The organism is Campylobacter concisus (genome assembly GCF_902460595.1).
GTDB classification, from domain to species: Bacteria; Campylobacterota; Campylobacteria; order Campylobacterales; family Campylobacteraceae; genus Campylobacter_A; species Campylobacter_A concisus_BL.
In genome coordinates this window covers 749,043-765,183 of the sequence record NZ_CABPVA010000001.1, presented here as the reverse complement: position 1 = coordinate 765,183, position 16,141 = coordinate 749,043, and the positions used below count along the sequence as shown (strand labels likewise).

Genomic DNA, 16,141 nt, shown 5'->3' with positions numbered 1-16,141 from the left:
TTGAAAGTAGAGTTTTTTCAAAGCTTGCCTTCGACGCAGGAATTTTTGATAGAAGCCCTAAAAAACGGCGAGATAAAGCCTCCGCACATGGTCGTGGCGTACAATCAAACAAAAGGGGTCGGCAGCCGCGGCAACAGCTGGGAGGGGCTTGGTGGAAATTTGTTTATGTCATTTTGCATAGGCGAAGATGAGCTGCCAAGCGATATACCTCCGCCCTCGATCTCGATATATTTTTCTATGCTGATGCGTGAAGTCTTGAGCGAACTTGGCTCAAAGTGCTGGCTAAAATGGCCAAATGATTTTTACGTGGACGAGCGTAAAATAGGCGGCACTTTGACAAATAAAGTGGATGAAATTTACATTTGCGGCATGGGGATAAATTTAGCTAGCGCACCCGAAAATGCGGGCATTTTGGATATAAAAGCTAGCGTAGATGAGCTAGTTTGGGGCTTTGTTAGCATGCTTGATAAAAAGATTTTATGGAAGCCAATTTTTAGCAAATTTAGGATAGACTTTTGCAAGTCAAAAAGTTTTATTACGCATATTGCAAATAGAGCTATTTCGCTTCAAGATGCTGAAATTTGCGAGGATGGAGCGATATTATTAAATGGGGAAAAGGTATATTCGTTAAGATGAGCGAGATAATAACAATAGCTAACCAAAAAGGCGGCGTTGGCAAGACCACAACGGCCGTAAATTTAGCCGCATCACTGGCGGTTGCTGAGAAAAAAGTATTATTAATAGACATCGATCCACAGGCAAACGCGACGACTGGACTTGGTTTTAGCAGAAGCGATTATGAGTTTAACATCTATCACGTCTTAACAGATAGGAAAAAACTCTCACAAATCGTGCTAAAAACTGAGATCCCAACGCTTTTTCTAGCTCCGTCAAATATCGGACTTGTCGGCATCGAGCAAGAATTTAACGACCAGAGCAAAGACTATAAACTAATCCTTAAAAATAAAATTTCAGAAGTTGTAGATGACTATGATTTTATCATCATCGATAGTCCTCCGGCACTTGGCAGCATCACGATAAATGCTCTTAGTGCAAGCGATAGTGTGATCATCCCGATCCAGTGCGAATTTTACGCACTTGAGGGCTTGGCGCAGATACTAAACACAGTCAAGATCATCAAAAAAACGATAAATCCAAAGCTAAATATAAAGGGCTTTTTACCGACTATGTTTAGCTCGCAAAACAATCTCTCAAAAGAGACTATTGCAAATTTAAAGCAGCATTTTGAAAATAAGCTCTTTAAGAGCAAAGACGGCAAAGAGGAATTTGTAGTCGTCCCAAGAAACGTAAAACTTGCTGAAAGCCCAAGTTTTGGCAAGCCGGTGATACTTTATGATATAAAATCACCAGGCTCAATCGCATATCAAAATTTGGCATATTGTATTTTAAACTAAAAAATAAGGAAAAAAATGGCGAAAAAAGGTGGATTAGGGCGCGGACTTAGCGCGATACTTGAAGATGTAGAGCAGGCCTACAGCAAAGAGATCGCAAATTTAAACGACTCTGAGATAGTCGAAGAGATAAATATAGATGAAATTTTACCAAACCCTTACCAGCCAAGGACGCATTTTGACGAAGAGGCTTTAAAAGAGCTAAGTGCCAGCATCAAAAGGCATGGTCTCATACAACCAATAATCGTCATCAAAAAAGATGACGGCTATATGCTAATAGCTGGTGAGCGTAGATACCGTGCTACAAAGATGCTCGGAGCAAGCAAGATAAAGGCGATCATCGCTGATATTAAGTCTCAAAATTTAAGAGAGCTTGCGCTTATCGAAAACATACAACGTGAAAATTTAAATCCAATCGAACTTGCAAAGTCATATAAAGAGCTCATAAATGAGTATAAGATCACGCAAGATGGCTTAGCAAACATCATCCATAAGAGTAGAACCCAGATAACAAATACGATGAGGCTCTTGCTGCTTAGCGATTACACACAAAGACTTTTGCAAGAAGACAAGCTCACGCAAGGTCACGCTAAAGTCATCGTAGGACTTAGTAGTGAAGAAGAAAGAATGGTCGTCGATACGATCATCGGGCAAAAGCTAAGTGTTAGAGATACAGAAATCTTAGTAAAAAAGATAAAGAATAAAGAAGAAGTAAAAGAGTCAAAGCCTCAAATTTCAGAGGAAATGAGCAAAAAATTATCAAATTTACAAGAAATTTTTAAAAATTTAAAGATAAAGACGAAAGTAAAATCTAAAAATTTAATATTAGAATTTAGCGATATTTCACAGGTAGAAGAATTTATCGCTAAGCTAAAATAGAATTACAAATTTATTTTTATTTTTAGTAATTTATTGTAAAATCAGACTTTGATTTGAATATTAAATAAAACTTAATAACAAAATAAGGAGAGTGGATGTTAGAAATAGATGTGCCATTGATGCTTTTAACGGCTATCGTTTTCTTTGTCTTGATCGCCATTTTAAATCCTTTGCTATACAAGCCAATGCTTAAATTTATAGATGACAGAAATGCCTCTATAAAAAATGACGAAGAGAGCACTAGCAAAAATGCAAGCGACTTAAGCGTTCATGAAAAAGAGATCGAAGAGATCATACAAAATGCAAGATCTGAGGCTAACAAAATAAGACAAGAGGCCTTAAATTTGGCAAAAGAAGAGTCTTTAAAAGAGATAAATGCGGTAAAAAGTAGTTTAGAGGCTGATTATAATGAGTTTTTAAACGCTTTAAGCTCTCAAAAAGATAGCCTAAAGGCAGATCTATCAGCTAAACTACCTGAGCTTAGAGCAGCTTTAAATGCTAAGCTCTCTAAAATTTAAAGGAAATTTATGAAGATAAAAATTTTATTTTTTCTAGCACTTCCATTTCTAGCATACGCTAGCGAGCATGGTGGAACAAACTACGACATAGTCGAGAGAACGCTAAACTTCTTACTTTTCTTTGCTATTTTGGTCTATTTTGCTGCTAAGCCACTAAAAGCTCTTTATCAAAGTAGGATCGATAGGATCGCAAATAAGCTTGAGAGCATCCAAGAGAAGCTTCGCGACTCTAAAGCTAAAAAAGATGACGCTCTAAAGCGTGTAGAAGAGGCTAAGCAAAATGCAAATGCCCTAATAGAAACTGCGAAAAAAGAGGCTGTAAATTTAGCTGCTAAAGTTAAAAAAGAGGCTCAAAACGATATCGCAAATATCGAAAAAGGCTATAAAGAGCAAAAAGAATTTGAAGAACGCAAGATGACAAAAGGCGTTGTAAATGAAATTTTGAGCGACATTTTCTCAAGCGATAGCCTAAAAGTCGATCAAAAAGAGCTTGTAAATATCATACTTAAAAAGGTTAGCTAATGAATGAAGTAGTAGCCAAAAAATATGTTAAAGCGATCCTAAGTGATGCAAAGCCGGGTGAACTAAACGCATTTATCGAAAATTTAGTTGAGCTAGCTGCCGCTTTTGGAAGCGATAAATTTAAGAGCATCATAAGCTTGCCAACTCTAAAAGCTGCAAAAAAGGTAGAATTTATACTTTCCCTAGTAAAAAATTCAGACGCCAAATTTGCAAATTTTATAAAGCTTCTTGGTGCGAACAAAAGGCTAGAGCTTATACCTGCGATACTAGACGAGATGAAGATAGAGCAATCTTTGCTTGAAAATACATATCGCGGCGAGGTCATTGGAAATTTTGATCTAAGCGCTGAGCAGCTAAAAGCTTTGGAAGAGAATTTCTCTAAGAAATTTGACTCTAAGATCAAACTTGATGGCTCAAAGAGCGATTACAACGGTGTAAAAGTTGAGTTAGATGATTTAGGTGTCGAGGTAAATTTCTCTATCGACAGACTAAAAAGTCAAATGAGCGAATATATATTAAAAGCAATTTAAAAAGGAGTGAAAGCGTGAGTGCAAAAATTAAAGCTGACGAAATTAGCACGATAATCAAAGAGCGTATTGAAAATTTTGATTTAAGTGTTGATGTAGAAGAGACCGGTAAAGTCATCTCAGTCGCTGATGGCGTTGCTAACGTTTATGGTTTGAAAAACGTTATGGCTGGCGAGATGGTTGAATTTGAAAGCGGCGAAAAGGGTATGGCTCTTAACCTTGAAGAGAGCAGTGTTGGTATAGTTATCCTTGGAAAAACTAGCGGCATTACAGAAGGAAGCTCTGTAAAAAGACTTAAAAAACTTCTACGTGTGCCAGTTGGCGACGCATTGATCGGGCGTGTTGTAAATTCACTCGGTGAGCCAATCGACGCAAAAGGTCCAATCGAAGCTACTGAATCTCGCTTCGTCGAAGAAAAAGCAAAAGGTATCATGGCAAGAAAAAGCGTTCATGAGCCACTTCAAACAGGTATCAAAGCTATCGACGCACTTGTGCCAATCGGTAGAGGTCAAAGAGAGCTAATCATCGGCGACCGCCAAACTGGTAAAACAACAGTTGCTATCGATACTATCATCAACCAAAAAGGTCAAGATGTCATTTGTATCTATGTAGCTATCGGTCAAAAACAATCAACCGTTGCTCAAGTCGTTAAAAAACTTGAAGAATATGGCGCTATGGACTACACGATAGTTGTAAATGCTGGTGCTAGTGACGCAGCTGCGCTTCAATACCTTGCACCATACGCTGGCGTAACAATGGGTGAATACTTTAGAGATAACTCTCGCCACGCGTTAATCATCTATGATGACTTGTCAAAACACGCGGTTGCTTACCGTGAGATGTCTTTGATCTTAAGAAGACCACCAGGTCGTGAAGCTTACCCAGGTGACGTTTTCTACCTTCACTCAAGACTTCTAGAAAGAGCAAGTAAGCTAAATGACGCACTAGGTGCTGGATCTTTAACAGCTTTGCCTATCATCGAGACACAAGCGGGCGACGTTTCAGCTTATATTCCAACAAACGTTATTTCTATTACAGATGGTCAAATTTTCCTTGAGAGCGACCTATTTAACTCAGGTATCCGCCCAGCGATCAACGTTGGTCTTTCTGTATCTCGTGTCGGTGGTGCAGCTCAGATCAAAGCTATCAAGCAAGTTTCTGGTACGTTAAGACTAGACCTTGCTCAGTACCGCGAACTACAAGCCTTTGCTCAGTTTGCAAGTGACCTTGATGAGAGCTCAAGAAAGCAACTAGAGCGTGGTCAAAAGATGGTTGAAGTACTAAAACAACCTCCATATTCTCCGCTTCCAGTTGAGAATCAAGTAGTTATAATATTTGCTGGTGCTAAGGGATATTTAGATGATGTTGCAACTGCAAATGTAACAAAATTTGAAGCAGAGCTATATCCATATATCGAGGCAAAATACCCTGAAATTTTTGAGCAGATCAGAACTAAAAAAGTTCTTGATAAAGAAGTAGAAGAAATTTTACATAAAGCGTTGAAAGATTTTAAAGCGACTTTTGCCGCTAACTAGGGCTAAGATATGTCAAATTTAAAAGATATAAAACGAAAGATCAAGAGCGTCCAGAATACTCAAAAGACGACGCGTGCGATGAAACTTGTTTCAACAGCAAAGCTTCGCAAAGCTGAAGAGGCTGCACGCTACTCTAGAGTTTACGCACTTAAGATCAATGAGGTTTTATCGGAGATAGCTTATAAGATCAATCAATACGCTTCAGTTATGACTGAGAGTAAATTTTTTAACACAACAAAGAGTGTAGAAAAGGTTGATATTATATTCGTTACCGCTGATAAAGGGCTTTGCGGTGGCTTTAATGTCCAGACTATAAAGACAGTTAGGCGCATGATCGATGAGCTAAAAGCTAAAAAGATCAAAGTTAGACTAAGAGCTGTTGGTAAAAAAGGCATTGAATTTTTCAATTTCCAAGGCGTTGAACTACTTGAGACTTATGTCGGAGCTAGCTCTTCTCCTACATATGAAAAAGCTCAAAAGATCATAAAAGACGCTATTGATGACTTTACAAACGGCATAACAGATAAGGTTGTGCTAATACACAATGGCTATAAAAATATGATTTCTCAAGAGATTAGAGTAAATGATATTGTGCCTATTGAGCCGTCTAAGATAGTTGCGGTTGAGACAAATTCTTTGATGGAATTTGAGCCAGAGGACAACTATACTAAAATTATGGATGAATTGCTCAATAAATATTTTGAGTATAGTATGTATTATGCTTTAGTTGACTCTTTAGCGGCTGAGCACAGCGCTAGAATGCAAGCTATGGATAATGCAACAAACAATGCTAAACAACGTGTCAAACAGTTAAATCTTGCTTACAACAAAGCAAGACAAGAGTCTATTACCACTGAGCTTATCGAGATCATCAGTGGTGTTGAATCAATGAAATAAAAGGAGTATGAATGAAGGGTGTTATTAGTCAAGTTATGGGCCCTGTGGTCGATGTTGACTTTAATGACTACTTGCCGAAGATCAATGAAGCTATCGAAGTTTTCTTTGAGGTTGAGGGCAAGAAACATAAACTAATATTAGAAGTTGCTGCTCACCTAGGTGATAATAGAGTTAGAACGATCGCTATGGATATGAGCGAGGGTCTGACTCGTGGCTTAGAGGCTAAAGCGCTTGGTGCACCTATAAGTGTGCCAGTTGGCGAAAAAGTTTTGGGTAGAATTTTTAACGTAGTTGGCGATTTAATCGACGAGGGCGAGGGTATAAATTTTGATAAGCACTGGTCTATCCACCGCGATCCTCCTCCATTTGAAGAACAAAGTACAAAGAGTGAAATTTTCGAAACTGGTATCAAGGTAGTTGATCTTCTAGCTCCTTATGCAAAGGGTGGTAAAGTTGGTCTATTTGGTGGTGCTGGTGTTGGTAAAACAGTTATTATTATGGAGCTTATCCACAACGTTGCATTTAAACATAGCGGTTACTCTGTATTTGCAGGCGTTGGTGAGAGAACTCGTGAAGGAAACGACCTTTATCACGAAATGAAAGAAAGTAACGTTTTGGATAAAGTTGCCTTGTGCTATGGCCAAATGAACGAGCCACCAGGAGCAAGAAACCGTATCGCGCTAACTGGTCTTACAATGGCTGAGTACTTCCGTGATGAGATGGGACTTGACGTTTTGATGTTTATCGATAACATCTTCCGTTTCTCTCAATCAGGTGCAGAGATGTCAGCTCTACTTGGGCGTATCCCGTCAGCTGTTGGTTATCAACCAACTCTTGCAAGTGAAATGGGTAAATTCCAAGAGAGGATTACATCAACTAAAAAAGGTTCGATTACCTCTGTTCAAGCTGTTTATGTTCCAGCTGACGACCTTACAGACCCGGCTCCTGCAACTGTTTTTGCTCACCTTGACGCTACAACAGTTCTTAACAGATCGATCGCAGAAAAAGGTATCTATCCAGCTGTTGATCCACTTGATTCAACATCAAGAATGCTCGATCCTCAAATTTTAGGAGCAGATCACTATAAAGTAGCTCGCGGCGTTCAAGCTGTGCTTCAAAAATATAAAGACCTTCAAGATATCATCGCTATCCTTGGTATGGACGAGCTTAGCGAAGAAGATAAGCTAACAGTTGATAGAGCAAGAAAGATAGAAAGATTCTTGTCTCAGCCATTCTTCGTTGCTGAAGTATTTACAGGTAGCCCTGGCAAATACGTAAGTCTTGACGAAAATATCGCTGGCTTTAAGGGAATTTTAGAAGGTAAATATGATCATCTACCAGAAGCAGCATTTTATATGGTTGGAAATATAGATGAGGCTTTAGCTAAAGCTGAAAAACTTAAGGCTTAAATTTAAAAAGGAAGCGTAATGGATAAATTACATTTAGAGATCGTAACTCCTCAAGGTCAGATATTTAATGATGACGTGAGTAGTGTAGTGCTTCCAGGTAGCGAGGGTGAGTTTGGTGTTTTGCCAAACCACGCCTCATTAATATCTCTTTTAAAAGCAGGTATTATAGATATAGAAGATAAGCATAAAAAGCATGATGTAGTTGCTATTAACTGGGGCTATGCAAAGATCGATGAGGGCAAAGTAGTTATATTAGCTGACGGTGCGGTCTATGTCTCTGGCAACAGCGAAAGTGAGCTTGCAAATTCATTAGAAGCTGCTAGAAATTTGATAGAGAGTATGAGCAGTGATACAAATGCTTTTGCAGCAACTATATCAAAAATGGAAAATGTAGTGAGAGCAAGATAAGTGGGCGGAATAGATATATTTTTAAATTACATTCAAAGAAGTAGTTTTATTACAATTATAGTTTTAACTTGGTTGTCAATATATTTTATAGTTAGTTTTACAATTCTTTTTTCAAGAATGGCTGGCATAGGAGCTTGGCAAAAACGCGAGCAAAATGCGCTTGAAGCACTACTTATGGGCGCTAAAAATATACCAAATGACTCATCTTTAAAGAAGTGTGCAAGTGGTAGAATTTCAAAAGAAAAGCTAAATGTTTGCATAAGCATTGCCGAAAAAAATGCTACAAGTGGGCTTACATGGCTTAGCGTAATAGCTTCTACTTCTCCATTTATCGGTCTTTTTGGAACAGTCGTATCTATCTTGGAGACATTTTCGCAGCTAGGAAATGGTGCAGGCTCATCTCTTGGAGTTATAGCCCCAGCTATTTCAGAAGCGCTTGTCGCTACTGGATGCGGAATTTTTGTTGCCATACCAGCATATACATTTAACTTGCTTATAAAAAGAAAAGCTTACGAATTAATGAGCGTTATCGAGCGTCAAGCTGACGTTATGATAGCACTTAAAAAAGATGACGAGACGTTATAGATGGCTCTTAAATTTGACGACGAAACACCAGAGTTAAACATAACGCCTCTTGTTGATATCATGCTTGTTTTGTTGGCTATTTTAATGGTTACAATGCCAACTATAACATATCAAGAAGATATAACATTGCCAGATGGCTCAAAGGCAAAAACATCTACGTCTAAACAAAAAGATCTTATAGTGTCTATAAATGCACAAGGACAAGTTAGAATAGATCAAAGTACAATGAGTCTTGCTGAACTTCCAGATAACATTGCACTAATGAGTGCAAAATATGACAAAACCTCGCCTATATACATAAAGGCTGATAAAAATTTAAAATACGATGATGTTATGTTTGTATTAAAGACTTTAAAAGGTGCTGGTTTTAATAAAGTAGCTTTAGAGACAAACGGTTAAGATGCCTAATAAAGTTAAATTTCCAACGCTTAGTTCGTTTTTTGTGGCGTTTTGCATTTACATTATCATTGTGCTTGCTTTGTTTATAAAGCTTACTTTTTTTAGCGAACCTCCTAAAAAATATACTGATGACAAAGATGCTATTATGGATGTAGTTATGGTTGATAGAGAAGTTGATCAAACCATAAAAGCGCCAAAACAAGCAAAAGAGGTCGTAAAAGAGACAAAACCAGAACCTAAAAAAGAGTCAGAAGAAGATAAACAAGAGACTACAAATAAACCTGTTGTGCCAGATGAGCCATTGCCAACCCCAAGCTTGCCAACTCCTCCAAAAGAAGAGCCAAAACCTGAGCCTAAAAAACCAGAACCAAAGCCTGAAATCCCAAAACCTAGTGAAGAGCCTAAAGAGGATGTCAAGCCAGAGCCAAAACCTGAGCCTAAACCTACGCCAAAGCCAGTTGAAAAGCCAAAACCAAAAGAGCCAAATATAAAAGATCTCTTTAGCGACATAGACTCGACTAAGCTTAAAAAAGATGATGGTATAAAAAAGGCTGAAAATAAAGTACAAAGTCGCAAAAAAAGCGAGGCTTCTAGCTCAAAAGCTGCAAAAGAGGCTAGCGACATCATCAAAAGCCTAAAGATAGATCAAAATCCAACAGCTCCAAAGTCACAAATGACAGGCACTTATGATCCGTTGATGGGGGCCATAACAAAGCAAATTCAAAGAAGATGGCAAAGCTATAAAGCTGACTCTGCAAACCTTGCCAAAGTAAAAGTTATGATAGATCAGAGTGGAAATTTTAGCTATGAAATTTTAGAGCTATCATATAATGAAGAGTTTAATGCAAAGGTTAGAGAGTGCCTGGAAAAGCTTACTGCAGAGAAATTTCCATTTAATCCAGATAAGAGCACTACTTTTGATTTAAGTTTAGAAGATAGAATAGACAAAAAATTATAAATTTACGGAGTAGAGATGAAGAAAATTTTTCTTTTTTTGTGCGTTGCTCTAGGGCTTTATGCTGCTGATGCGACCATATCTGTTGTAAACCAAGGTGTTGCTTTGCCAAAGATAGCTTTGCAAGATGCAACTACAGCTGTTAGTGATGCAGGCTTTAAAGATAAATTCTTTAAGATCATGCTAGGTGACTTGAAAGTTAGCTCTGACTTTGAGGTTATCGAAGATCACGTGCCTTCAACCTATGAGGGAACAGCAGCTACAAATACAATGAGCGACAAAGGTGTTGAGCTTATCTTTAGATATGCTCTTGAGGGCTCTATGGGCTCACCTCTTACTTTAAGAGTAAAACTCATCGATGCAAAGACTGCAACTACAAGGTATGAGAGAGTATATAACATGCCTGATGGTGCAAAGTACCCATTTTTGGCACACAAAAGTATAGTTGAGCTAACAAATGAGCTAAATTTACCACCAGTTGGCTGGATGGAGAAATTTATCATCCTAGCTAAATACACTTCAGCTCGCCAAAGTTCTATTATAGTGGCTGATTACACACTTACGTATCAAAAGACAATCGTAAGTGGCGGTCTAAATATCTTCCCTAAATGGGCAGGCGCTGATCAGAGTAAATTTTACTATACATCTTATGTAAATAACAGGCCAACTTTGTTTAGATATGACCTAAATTCAGGTACAAAAACAAAGATAATAGATAGTATGGGTATGCTTATAGCATCTGATGTTAGTAAAGATGGAAGTAAAATTCTATTAACTATGGCTCCAAAAGATCAACCAGATATTTTCATCTATAATACAGGTAGCAAAAAATTAACTCAGATCACAAACTATCCAGGCATTGATGTAAATGGAAATTTCGTAGATAATGACAGCAGAATAGTTTTTGTCTCAGATAGACTTGGATATCCAAACATCTTTGCAACACCTGCAACTTCAGGCGGAAGTGTTGAGCAAATGGTATTTCATGGCAAAAACAATAATTCAGTAAGCACTTTTGAAAACTATGTAGTTTATTCAAGTAGAGAGGCTAGTGGTGGCTTTAATATCTATCTAATCTCAACTCAAACAGACTTTATCCGTCAGCTTACAGCAAATGGTAAAAATAACTATCCAAGATTTTCAAGTGATGGTCAAAGTGTCGTTTTTATCAAAGAACTTGGCGGTCAAAGCTCGCTTGGCGTTGTTAGATTAAATGAGAACAGAAGTTTCCAATTTCCACTAAAAGTAGGTAAAATTCAATCTATTGATTGGTAATATTCTGGTAATATTTAAAAAAAATATGTTATAATTCGACCAAATTTTTCAAAAAGGATATGGAATGAAAAAAGTAGTTCTAGCAAGTGTTGCAGTTGCAACTTTATTGTTGAGCGGTTGTAGCTCTAAAAACCCTGAAGTTGATATGAATGCAAATTCAAATCAATCTGCAGATAACTCAGGTAGCATGAGTGATGCTGATAGATTAGCAGCTCTTATCGCTAACATCGAGAGCCAAGTTAAAAGTGTATACTTTGACTTTGATAAATTTAATATCAAAGCTGATCAACAAGGTGTTGTTAGCTCAAATGCATCAGTATTTAACCAAGCTGACGCTCAAGCTCTTTCTATAAAAGTAGAAGGTAACTGCGACGAGTGGGGTACAGATGAGTATAACTATGCTCTTGGTCTAAAACGTGCTAAAAGTGCTAAAGACGCTCTTGTAAGAAATGGCGTTAGCGCTGATAGAATCGCTGTAGTAAGCTTTGGCGAAAGCAACCCAGTTTGTACAGACAAAACAAAAGCTTGCGACGCTCAAAATAGACGTGCAGATTTCAAAGTACTTCCTTAATCTGTAAGTAATAATGAATAAAAAAATAATCATTGCGGCTCTTCTTGGAGCCGCTTTCTCTATAGGCTCAGCTCAAGAAGTTTCAGCATTTGACGCAGGTAATATGGATAGCGCAAATCCATACGGACTAACAGATGATGAAAAGGCAACTCTAAGCAACAAAAGAAGCGTTCAAAATATCGAAGAAAACATGGATAATGTTTCAGAGCAACTTCAAGGTTTGCAAAGCTTGATCGAGAGCATGAGTGCTAGGATGAACAAGCTTGAGCAAAGAATGAACGATATCGAAACCAAAGTCAATGGCGGTATAAGCGATTCTGGTGTAAGTTTGACATCATTAAAAGCTTATGTTGATGAGACTAGAGATATACAAGATAAAAACTATAAAAATATTACTGCTGCCTTAAATAAATTAGGTGCAATAATGGATAAAAACGCTGCTCAACCAAAGCAAAATGCAAATGCAAAACAACAAAATAAGCCAACTTCAAATTTTAGTGGCAAAAGCGACAAAGACATTTTAGCTGATGGCATTAAGCTTTTAAATTCTGGCAATAGCACAGAAGCAGCTGAATATTTTGAATATTTAAATAAAAAAGGCTATAAAACTGGTGCTTCAAATTATTATCTAGGTGAAGTTGCTTATAGTCAAAAATCATACAGCACAGCCATACAATACTATAAAAAAAGTATACAAAGTGAAGATAAGGCTGATTACACTCCAAAACTTTTGTATCACACAGCTATAAGCTTTGATAAGATCGGTGATACTCAAAGTGCCAACAGGTTTTATAAGGCTTTAAAAGTAGGCTATCCAGATAGCAAAGAAGCCAAAGCCGCTCCCAACAGAAACTAAAATTTACTCTTTTTTAGATATAATCTCACATTAATCAAAACTAAATTCCAAGGAGATTATTGTGAGTAAAGATCAAGTTATAACAATGTTTTATGAACTAAAAGACGCTAATACTGGCGAAATTTTAGAGTCAAATATGCAAGAAGGTGGTCAAATTTCTTTTATTACAGGACATGGCCATATTATAGAAAAGCTTGAAGAAGAAGTTAGCAAACTAAAATCAGTCGACAAAGCTACTATAAATATCAAAGCAGCTGAGGGTTGCGGCGAATACAATAAAGATGCCATCCAGTCACTTCCAAAAGAGCAATTTGCTGGTATAGACCTACATGAAGGCATGGAGCTTTTTGGTCAAAACGAAGATGGCTCAAGTGTTCGCGTCATCGTTAAAGAGATCAAAGATGATGAAGTAACAGTTGATTTTAACCACCCATACGCTGGCAAAGACTTGCTATTTAATGTTGAAATTTTAGAAGTTAGAGACGCAACTGAAGATGAAAAAGCAACTGGCATGGTAGCAGGCGCTCACACTTGCGGTTGTGGAGGACATGATCATGATCACGAGCATGAGTGCTGCGGCGGTCACGGACATGGCGAAGGTGGTTGCGGTTGCGGCGGTCATGGACATCACCACCACTAAGAAGTCAAAATGAAGAAATTTGCTTTTATTTTTGCGGGTCAAGGCTCGCAAAGTGTTGGCATGGGGAAAGATTTTTATGAAAATTTCTCTTCGGCAAAACTTCTATTAAATGACGCTTGCAACGACACAGGCATTGATTTTGAAGAGCTTTTATTTACTCAAAACGACAAGCTAGATAAGACAGAATTTACTCAGCCTGCCATCGTTTTAAACTCGCTTATGAGCTATCTAGCTTTTAGTGAGCGCATAAAAGCTAAGCCAGAATTTGGCTTAGGTCACTCTCTAGGAGAATTTACAGCCCTTGCGGTTAGTGGCGCATTTAGCTTTGTTGAAGCGATTAGACTTGTAAATTTACGTGGTAAATTTATGCAAGAAGCCTGCGTTGGTAAAGATGCTGGCATGATGGTAGTGCTTGGACTTAGCGACGAGTTCGTTGAGGGAATTTGTAAAGAAGCTCAGGATGAGAGCTTGCAAATTTACGCTGCGAACTACAACTGCGATGGTCAGATAGTTGTAGCTGGCGTGAGGGCTGACCTTGCTAAATACGAAGCAAAATTTAAAGAAGCAGGTGCAAAAAGAGCGATGCTTTTAAACATGTCAGTAGCTAGCCACTGCCCGATGCTTGAGCCTGCTAGCGTCAAACTAGCAAGTGAGCTTGAGGGCGTTGTGGCTGAGAATTTTGCCCCAGTCGTTTCAAACGTAAATGCAAAAATTTACACTGATAAAAACGAAGCGCTAGTGCTTTTAAAAGAGCAGCTAACGCATCCAGTTCGCTACAAACAAAGCATCAAAAACTATGAAAACGAGGTTGATTGCTTTATCGAACTAGGTGCTGCGACACTAAAAGGCATAAACAAAAAGATCACAGAAAAACCGACATACAGCGTCACTGACATGGCGAGCCTTGAAGAGGTTGTGAAGATTTTGGAGGAGAGATGATAGCGATACTTGGAGCGATGCAAGAGGAGATAACGCCGATCCTTGAGATGGTTGGCGAGTATAAAAGTACCGAATATGCAAATAATAAATTTTATGAGGCAAACTACAAAGGCAAAGACCTAGTCATCGCCTACTCGAAGATCGGCAAGGTAAATGCGGCGATAACTGCGACCTTGATGATAGAGAAATTTAAGGCTTCAAAGCTGCTTTTTACAGGCGTTGCTGGCTCACTTGATGAGAGCTTAAAGATAGGCGATATGCTATATGCCACTAGCCTTGTGCAGCACGACCTTGACATCACGGCGTTTGGTCATCCATACGGCTTTGTGCCAGGGACTAGCATCTTTGTAAAAAGCGATGAAAGTCTAAATGAGCTAGCCAAAAATGTCGCTAGCAAAAAGGGCATGAGTTTAAATTCAGGCATCATCGCAACTGGCGATCAGTTCATCTGTGACAACGAGAAAAAAGAGTGGATCAAAAAGATATTTAACGCAAGCGCTACCGAGATGGAGGGTGCGAGCGTTGCGCTAGTTTGCGAGACGCTTGGCGTGCCATTTTTCATCCTTAGAGCCATCAGCGACGGAGCTGGCAATGAGGCTGAATTTGACTTTGATAAATTTTTACAAGACTCAGCAAACGTCAGCGCTAAATTTATCCTAGAAATGGTGGAGAGCTTATGATAGAGCTTAGCAAGAGACTGCTTAGGCAAGTTGGTCAGACAAACGCTAGATATAAGATGATAGAGGGCGGAGATAAGATATTGCTTGGCCTTAGCGGTGGCAAAGATAGTCTCGCGCTCGCTCACGTGCTAAAGCACATCCAAAATGTCACGCCTGAGAAATTTGAGTTTAAGGCGGTAACGCTAAGCTACGGCATGGGTGAGGACTACGCATATCTTACCAAGCACTGCAACGAGCATGGCATAGAGCACGAGGTGATAGATAGCTCGATATTTGAGATATCAAAAGAGAAGATCCGCAAAAATTCTAGCTTTTGTAGCTTTTTCTCGCGCATGAGAAGAGGGTATCTTTACACCTATGCGCTAAAGCACGGTTTTAACAAGCTCGCGATCGCTCACCACTTGGACGATGCAGCAGAGAGCTTTTTTATGAATTTCACCTACAATGGCGCGCTTAGGACGCTTGCTCCAAAATACAAAGCAAAAAATGGCATCGTCGTGATCAGGCCATTTATCTTTGTGCGTGAGAGACAGCTTCGCGAAAATGCGATTAAAAATGAGCTAAGAGTTGTTGGCGATGAGGCGTGTCCTGCTATGAGATTTGACGTGAAGATGCCACACGCTAGATATGAGACCAAGCAGCTTCTAGCAAATTTAGAGAAAGAAAATCCAAAGCTCTTTACATCGCTTAAAGCAGCATTTGAAAACATCCACACAGATACATTTTTTGGTATCAACGAAGGCAGTGAAGAGTAAATTTAACTCTTCATTTTTGCCCTTAAAGATAAATTTAAAACCAAATTTCTTACAACCGCCCAAAAGTCACAACTCATTTTAAAGCAGGAACGCTCCTTGCTTATTAAATATAAATTTGATAAGCAAGGATGAAAAATGAGCATTTTTAGTGTTAGCACGCAAAAGTATAGCTCAGTAGCTACTGAGGCAAAAGCAAGGAAACTTCAAAAAGAGCAGTCTGAAAGTGTCAAATTTCAAAACGCTCTTGCAAATAATGAAAAAACAAAAGACATTGCACAAAATTTGACACACTTCTCCTAAATAAACCCAACAAATATGAACTAAAACCAGAGTTTGTTTTCTAGAAAAAGTATAGGAAATGGTAGGTAAGTTTATATAT

The 16,141-nt window shown here is 38.5% G+C and carries 21 protein-coding genes; all 21 read left to right on the top strand.

All coding sequences use genetic code 11. The annotated features are described in order from the left end of the window. The 21 genes from F3G86_RS03735 (at window position 1) to F3G86_RS03635 (ending at window position 16,062) form a co-directional block, all read left to right on the top strand. Window positions 1-636 carry a biotin--[acetyl-CoA-carboxylase] ligase gene (locus F3G86_RS03735; protein ID WP_149723027.1) on the top strand — a complete coding sequence of 212 codons (636 nt, stop codon included), beginning with the start codon at window positions 1-3 and terminating at the stop codon, window positions 634-636. Next, window positions 633-1,415 carry a ParA family protein gene (locus tag F3G86_RS03730; RefSeq protein ID WP_002939402.1) on the top strand — a complete coding sequence of 261 codons (783 nt, stop codon included), beginning with the start codon at window positions 633-635 and terminating at the stop codon, window positions 1,413-1,415. The genes F3G86_RS03735 and F3G86_RS03730 overlap by 4 nt, the downstream gene beginning before the upstream one ends. A 15-nt stretch (window positions 1,416-1,430) precedes the next feature. Then, on the top strand, window positions 1,431-2,291 hold the full coding sequence (locus F3G86_RS03725) for a ParB/RepB/Spo0J family partition protein (RefSeq protein ID WP_149723026.1): 861 nt from the start codon (window positions 1,431-1,433) through the stop codon (window positions 2,289-2,291). Window positions 2,292-2,386: 95 nt separating this feature from the next. Continuing rightward, window positions 2,387-2,809 carry a FoF1 ATP synthase subunit B' gene (locus F3G86_RS03720; RefSeq protein ID WP_002939425.1) on the top strand — a complete coding sequence of 141 codons (423 nt, stop codon included), beginning with the start codon at window positions 2,387-2,389 and terminating at the stop codon, window positions 2,807-2,809. A gap of 9 nt (window positions 2,810-2,818) precedes the next feature. Further along, window positions 2,819-3,331 (top strand): F0F1 ATP synthase subunit B, encoded by a 513-nt coding sequence (locus F3G86_RS03715; RefSeq protein ID WP_149723025.1) that lies wholly within the window; start codon window positions 2,819-2,821, stop codon window positions 3,329-3,331. Continuing rightward, on the top strand, window positions 3,331-3,861 hold the full coding sequence (locus F3G86_RS03710) for a F0F1 ATP synthase subunit delta (protein ID WP_149723024.1): 531 nt from the start codon (window positions 3,331-3,333) through the stop codon (window positions 3,859-3,861). Before F3G86_RS03715 ends, F3G86_RS03710 begins: the two co-directional genes overlap by 1 nt. A gap of 14 nt (window positions 3,862-3,875) precedes the next feature. Then, on the top strand, window positions 3,876-5,393 hold the full coding sequence (gene atpA / locus F3G86_RS03705) for a F0F1 ATP synthase subunit alpha (RefSeq protein WP_009294343.1): 1,518 nt from the start codon (window positions 3,876-3,878) through the stop codon (window positions 5,391-5,393). A 9-nt stretch (window positions 5,394-5,402) separates the two neighbouring features. Beyond that, window positions 5,403-6,290, top strand: coding sequence for an ATP synthase F1 subunit gamma (gene atpG / locus F3G86_RS03700; protein WP_002939426.1), 888 nt, complete (start codon window positions 5,403-5,405; stop codon window positions 6,288-6,290). An 11-nt stretch (window positions 6,291-6,301) separates the two neighbouring features. Further along, on the top strand, window positions 6,302-7,699 hold the full coding sequence (atpD, locus tag F3G86_RS03695) for a F0F1 ATP synthase subunit beta (RefSeq protein WP_002939420.1): 1,398 nt from the start codon (window positions 6,302-6,304) through the stop codon (window positions 7,697-7,699). A gap of 18 nt (window positions 7,700-7,717) precedes the next feature. After that, window positions 7,718-8,107: an ATP synthase F1 subunit epsilon gene (gene atpC, locus F3G86_RS03690; RefSeq protein WP_002939398.1), complete on the top strand. Its 390-nt coding sequence runs from the start codon at window positions 7,718-7,720 to the stop codon at window positions 8,105-8,107. Beyond that, a complete protein-coding gene (locus F3G86_RS03685; RefSeq protein ID WP_009294341.1) occupies window positions 8,108-8,692 on the top strand; it encodes a MotA/TolQ/ExbB proton channel family protein in 585 nt (194 codons plus the stop codon). Further along, window positions 8,693-9,091, top strand: a complete 399-nt coding sequence (locus F3G86_RS03680) for a biopolymer transporter ExbD (RefSeq protein WP_002939405.1) — start codon at window positions 8,693-8,695, stop codon at window positions 9,089-9,091. It begins immediately after the preceding gene. 1 nt (window position 9,092) lies between these two features. Beyond that, window positions 9,093-10,049 carry a TonB C-terminal domain-containing protein gene (locus F3G86_RS03675; protein ID WP_149701586.1) on the top strand — a complete coding sequence of 319 codons (957 nt, stop codon included), beginning with the start codon at window positions 9,093-9,095 and terminating at the stop codon, window positions 10,047-10,049. A 15-nt stretch (window positions 10,050-10,064) separates the two neighbouring features. Next, window positions 10,065-11,321, top strand: coding sequence for a Tol-Pal system protein TolB (gene tolB, locus F3G86_RS03670; protein WP_103639374.1), 1,257 nt, complete (start codon window positions 10,065-10,067; stop codon window positions 11,319-11,321). 64 nt (window positions 11,322-11,385) lie between these two features. Further along, window positions 11,386-11,892, top strand: a complete 507-nt coding sequence (locus tag F3G86_RS03665) for an OmpA family protein (RefSeq protein ID WP_002939415.1) — start codon at window positions 11,386-11,388, stop codon at window positions 11,890-11,892. Between the two features lie 13 nt (window positions 11,893-11,905). Further along, complete coding sequence (locus tag F3G86_RS03660; protein ID WP_107831228.1) at window positions 11,906-12,748, top strand: tetratricopeptide repeat protein; 843 nt, start codon at window positions 11,906-11,908, stop codon at window positions 12,746-12,748. A 55-nt stretch (window positions 12,749-12,803) separates the two neighbouring features. After that, window positions 12,804-13,388 (top strand): FKBP-type peptidyl-prolyl cis-trans isomerase, encoded by a 585-nt coding sequence (locus F3G86_RS03655; RefSeq protein ID WP_223228550.1) that lies wholly within the window; start codon window positions 12,804-12,806, stop codon window positions 13,386-13,388. Between the two features lie 9 nt (window positions 13,389-13,397). Then, window positions 13,398-14,327 carry an ACP S-malonyltransferase gene (gene fabD / locus F3G86_RS03650; protein ID WP_149723022.1) on the top strand — a complete coding sequence of 310 codons (930 nt, stop codon included), beginning with the start codon at window positions 13,398-13,400 and terminating at the stop codon, window positions 14,325-14,327. Further along, window positions 14,324-15,007 carry a 5'-methylthioadenosine/adenosylhomocysteine nucleosidase gene (locus tag F3G86_RS03645; protein WP_149723021.1) on the top strand — a complete coding sequence of 228 codons (684 nt, stop codon included), beginning with the start codon at window positions 14,324-14,326 and terminating at the stop codon, window positions 15,005-15,007. Before fabD ends, F3G86_RS03645 begins: the two co-directional genes overlap by 4 nt. After that, on the top strand, window positions 15,004-15,762 hold the full coding sequence (locus F3G86_RS03640; protein WP_002939418.1) for a tRNA 2-thiocytidine biosynthesis TtcA family protein: 759 nt from the start codon (window positions 15,004-15,006) through the stop codon (window positions 15,760-15,762). The genes F3G86_RS03645 and F3G86_RS03640 overlap by 4 nt, the downstream gene beginning before the upstream one ends. Window positions 15,763-15,897: 135 nt before the next feature. After that, on the top strand, window positions 15,898-16,062 hold the full coding sequence (locus tag F3G86_RS03635) for a hypothetical protein (RefSeq protein WP_181001588.1): 165 nt from the start codon (window positions 15,898-15,900) through the stop codon (window positions 16,060-16,062). The last annotated feature ends 79 nt before the right edge of the window (window positions 16,063-16,141 follow it).

What these genes read in the sequence shown, in the direction of transcription:
- fabD (WP_149723022.1), top strand. Translation starts at nt 13,398, where the DNA reads ATGAAGAAATTTGCTTTTATTTTTGCGGGTCAAGGCTCGCAAAGTGTT.
- F3G86_RS03660 (WP_107831228.1), top strand. Translation starts at nt 11,906, where the DNA reads ATGAATAAAAAAATAATCATTGCGGCTCTTCTTGGAGCCGCTTTCTCT.
- atpD (WP_002939420.1), top strand. Translation starts at nt 6,302, where the DNA reads ATGAAGGGTGTTATTAGTCAAGTTATGGGCCCTGTGGTCGATGTTGAC.
- F3G86_RS03665 (WP_002939415.1), top strand. Translation starts at nt 11,386, where the DNA reads ATGAAAAAAGTAGTTCTAGCAAGTGTTGCAGTTGCAACTTTATTGTTG.
- F3G86_RS03640 (WP_002939418.1), top strand. Translation starts at nt 15,004, where the DNA reads ATGATAGAGCTTAGCAAGAGACTGCTTAGGCAAGTTGGTCAGACAAAC.
- F3G86_RS03645 (WP_149723021.1), top strand. Translation starts at nt 14,324, where the DNA reads ATGATAGCGATACTTGGAGCGATGCAAGAGGAGATAACGCCGATCCTT.
- F3G86_RS03680 (WP_002939405.1), top strand. Translation starts at nt 8,693, where the DNA reads ATGGCTCTTAAATTTGACGACGAAACACCAGAGTTAAACATAACGCCT.
- F3G86_RS03635 (WP_181001588.1), top strand. Translation starts at nt 15,898, where the DNA reads ATGAGCATTTTTAGTGTTAGCACGCAAAAGTATAGCTCAGTAGCTACT.
- F3G86_RS03710 (WP_149723024.1), top strand. Translation starts at nt 3,331, where the DNA reads ATGAATGAAGTAGTAGCCAAAAAATATGTTAAAGCGATCCTAAGTGAT.
- tolB (WP_103639374.1), top strand. Translation starts at nt 10,065, where the DNA reads ATGAAGAAAATTTTTCTTTTTTTGTGCGTTGCTCTAGGGCTTTATGCT.
- F3G86_RS03730 (WP_002939402.1), top strand. Translation starts at nt 633, where the DNA reads ATGAGCGAGATAATAACAATAGCTAACCAAAAAGGCGGCGTTGGCAAG.
- atpG (WP_002939426.1), top strand. Translation starts at nt 5,403, where the DNA reads ATGTCAAATTTAAAAGATATAAAACGAAAGATCAAGAGCGTCCAGAAT.
- F3G86_RS03675 (WP_149701586.1), top strand. Translation starts at nt 9,093, where the DNA reads ATGCCTAATAAAGTTAAATTTCCAACGCTTAGTTCGTTTTTTGTGGCG.
- F3G86_RS03725 (WP_149723026.1), top strand. Translation starts at nt 1,431, where the DNA reads ATGGCGAAAAAAGGTGGATTAGGGCGCGGACTTAGCGCGATACTTGAA.
- atpC (WP_002939398.1), top strand. Translation starts at nt 7,718, where the DNA reads ATGGATAAATTACATTTAGAGATCGTAACTCCTCAAGGTCAGATATTT.
- F3G86_RS03720 (WP_002939425.1), top strand. Translation starts at nt 2,387, where the DNA reads ATGTTAGAAATAGATGTGCCATTGATGCTTTTAACGGCTATCGTTTTC.
- F3G86_RS03715 (WP_149723025.1), top strand. Translation starts at nt 2,819, where the DNA reads ATGAAGATAAAAATTTTATTTTTTCTAGCACTTCCATTTCTAGCATAC.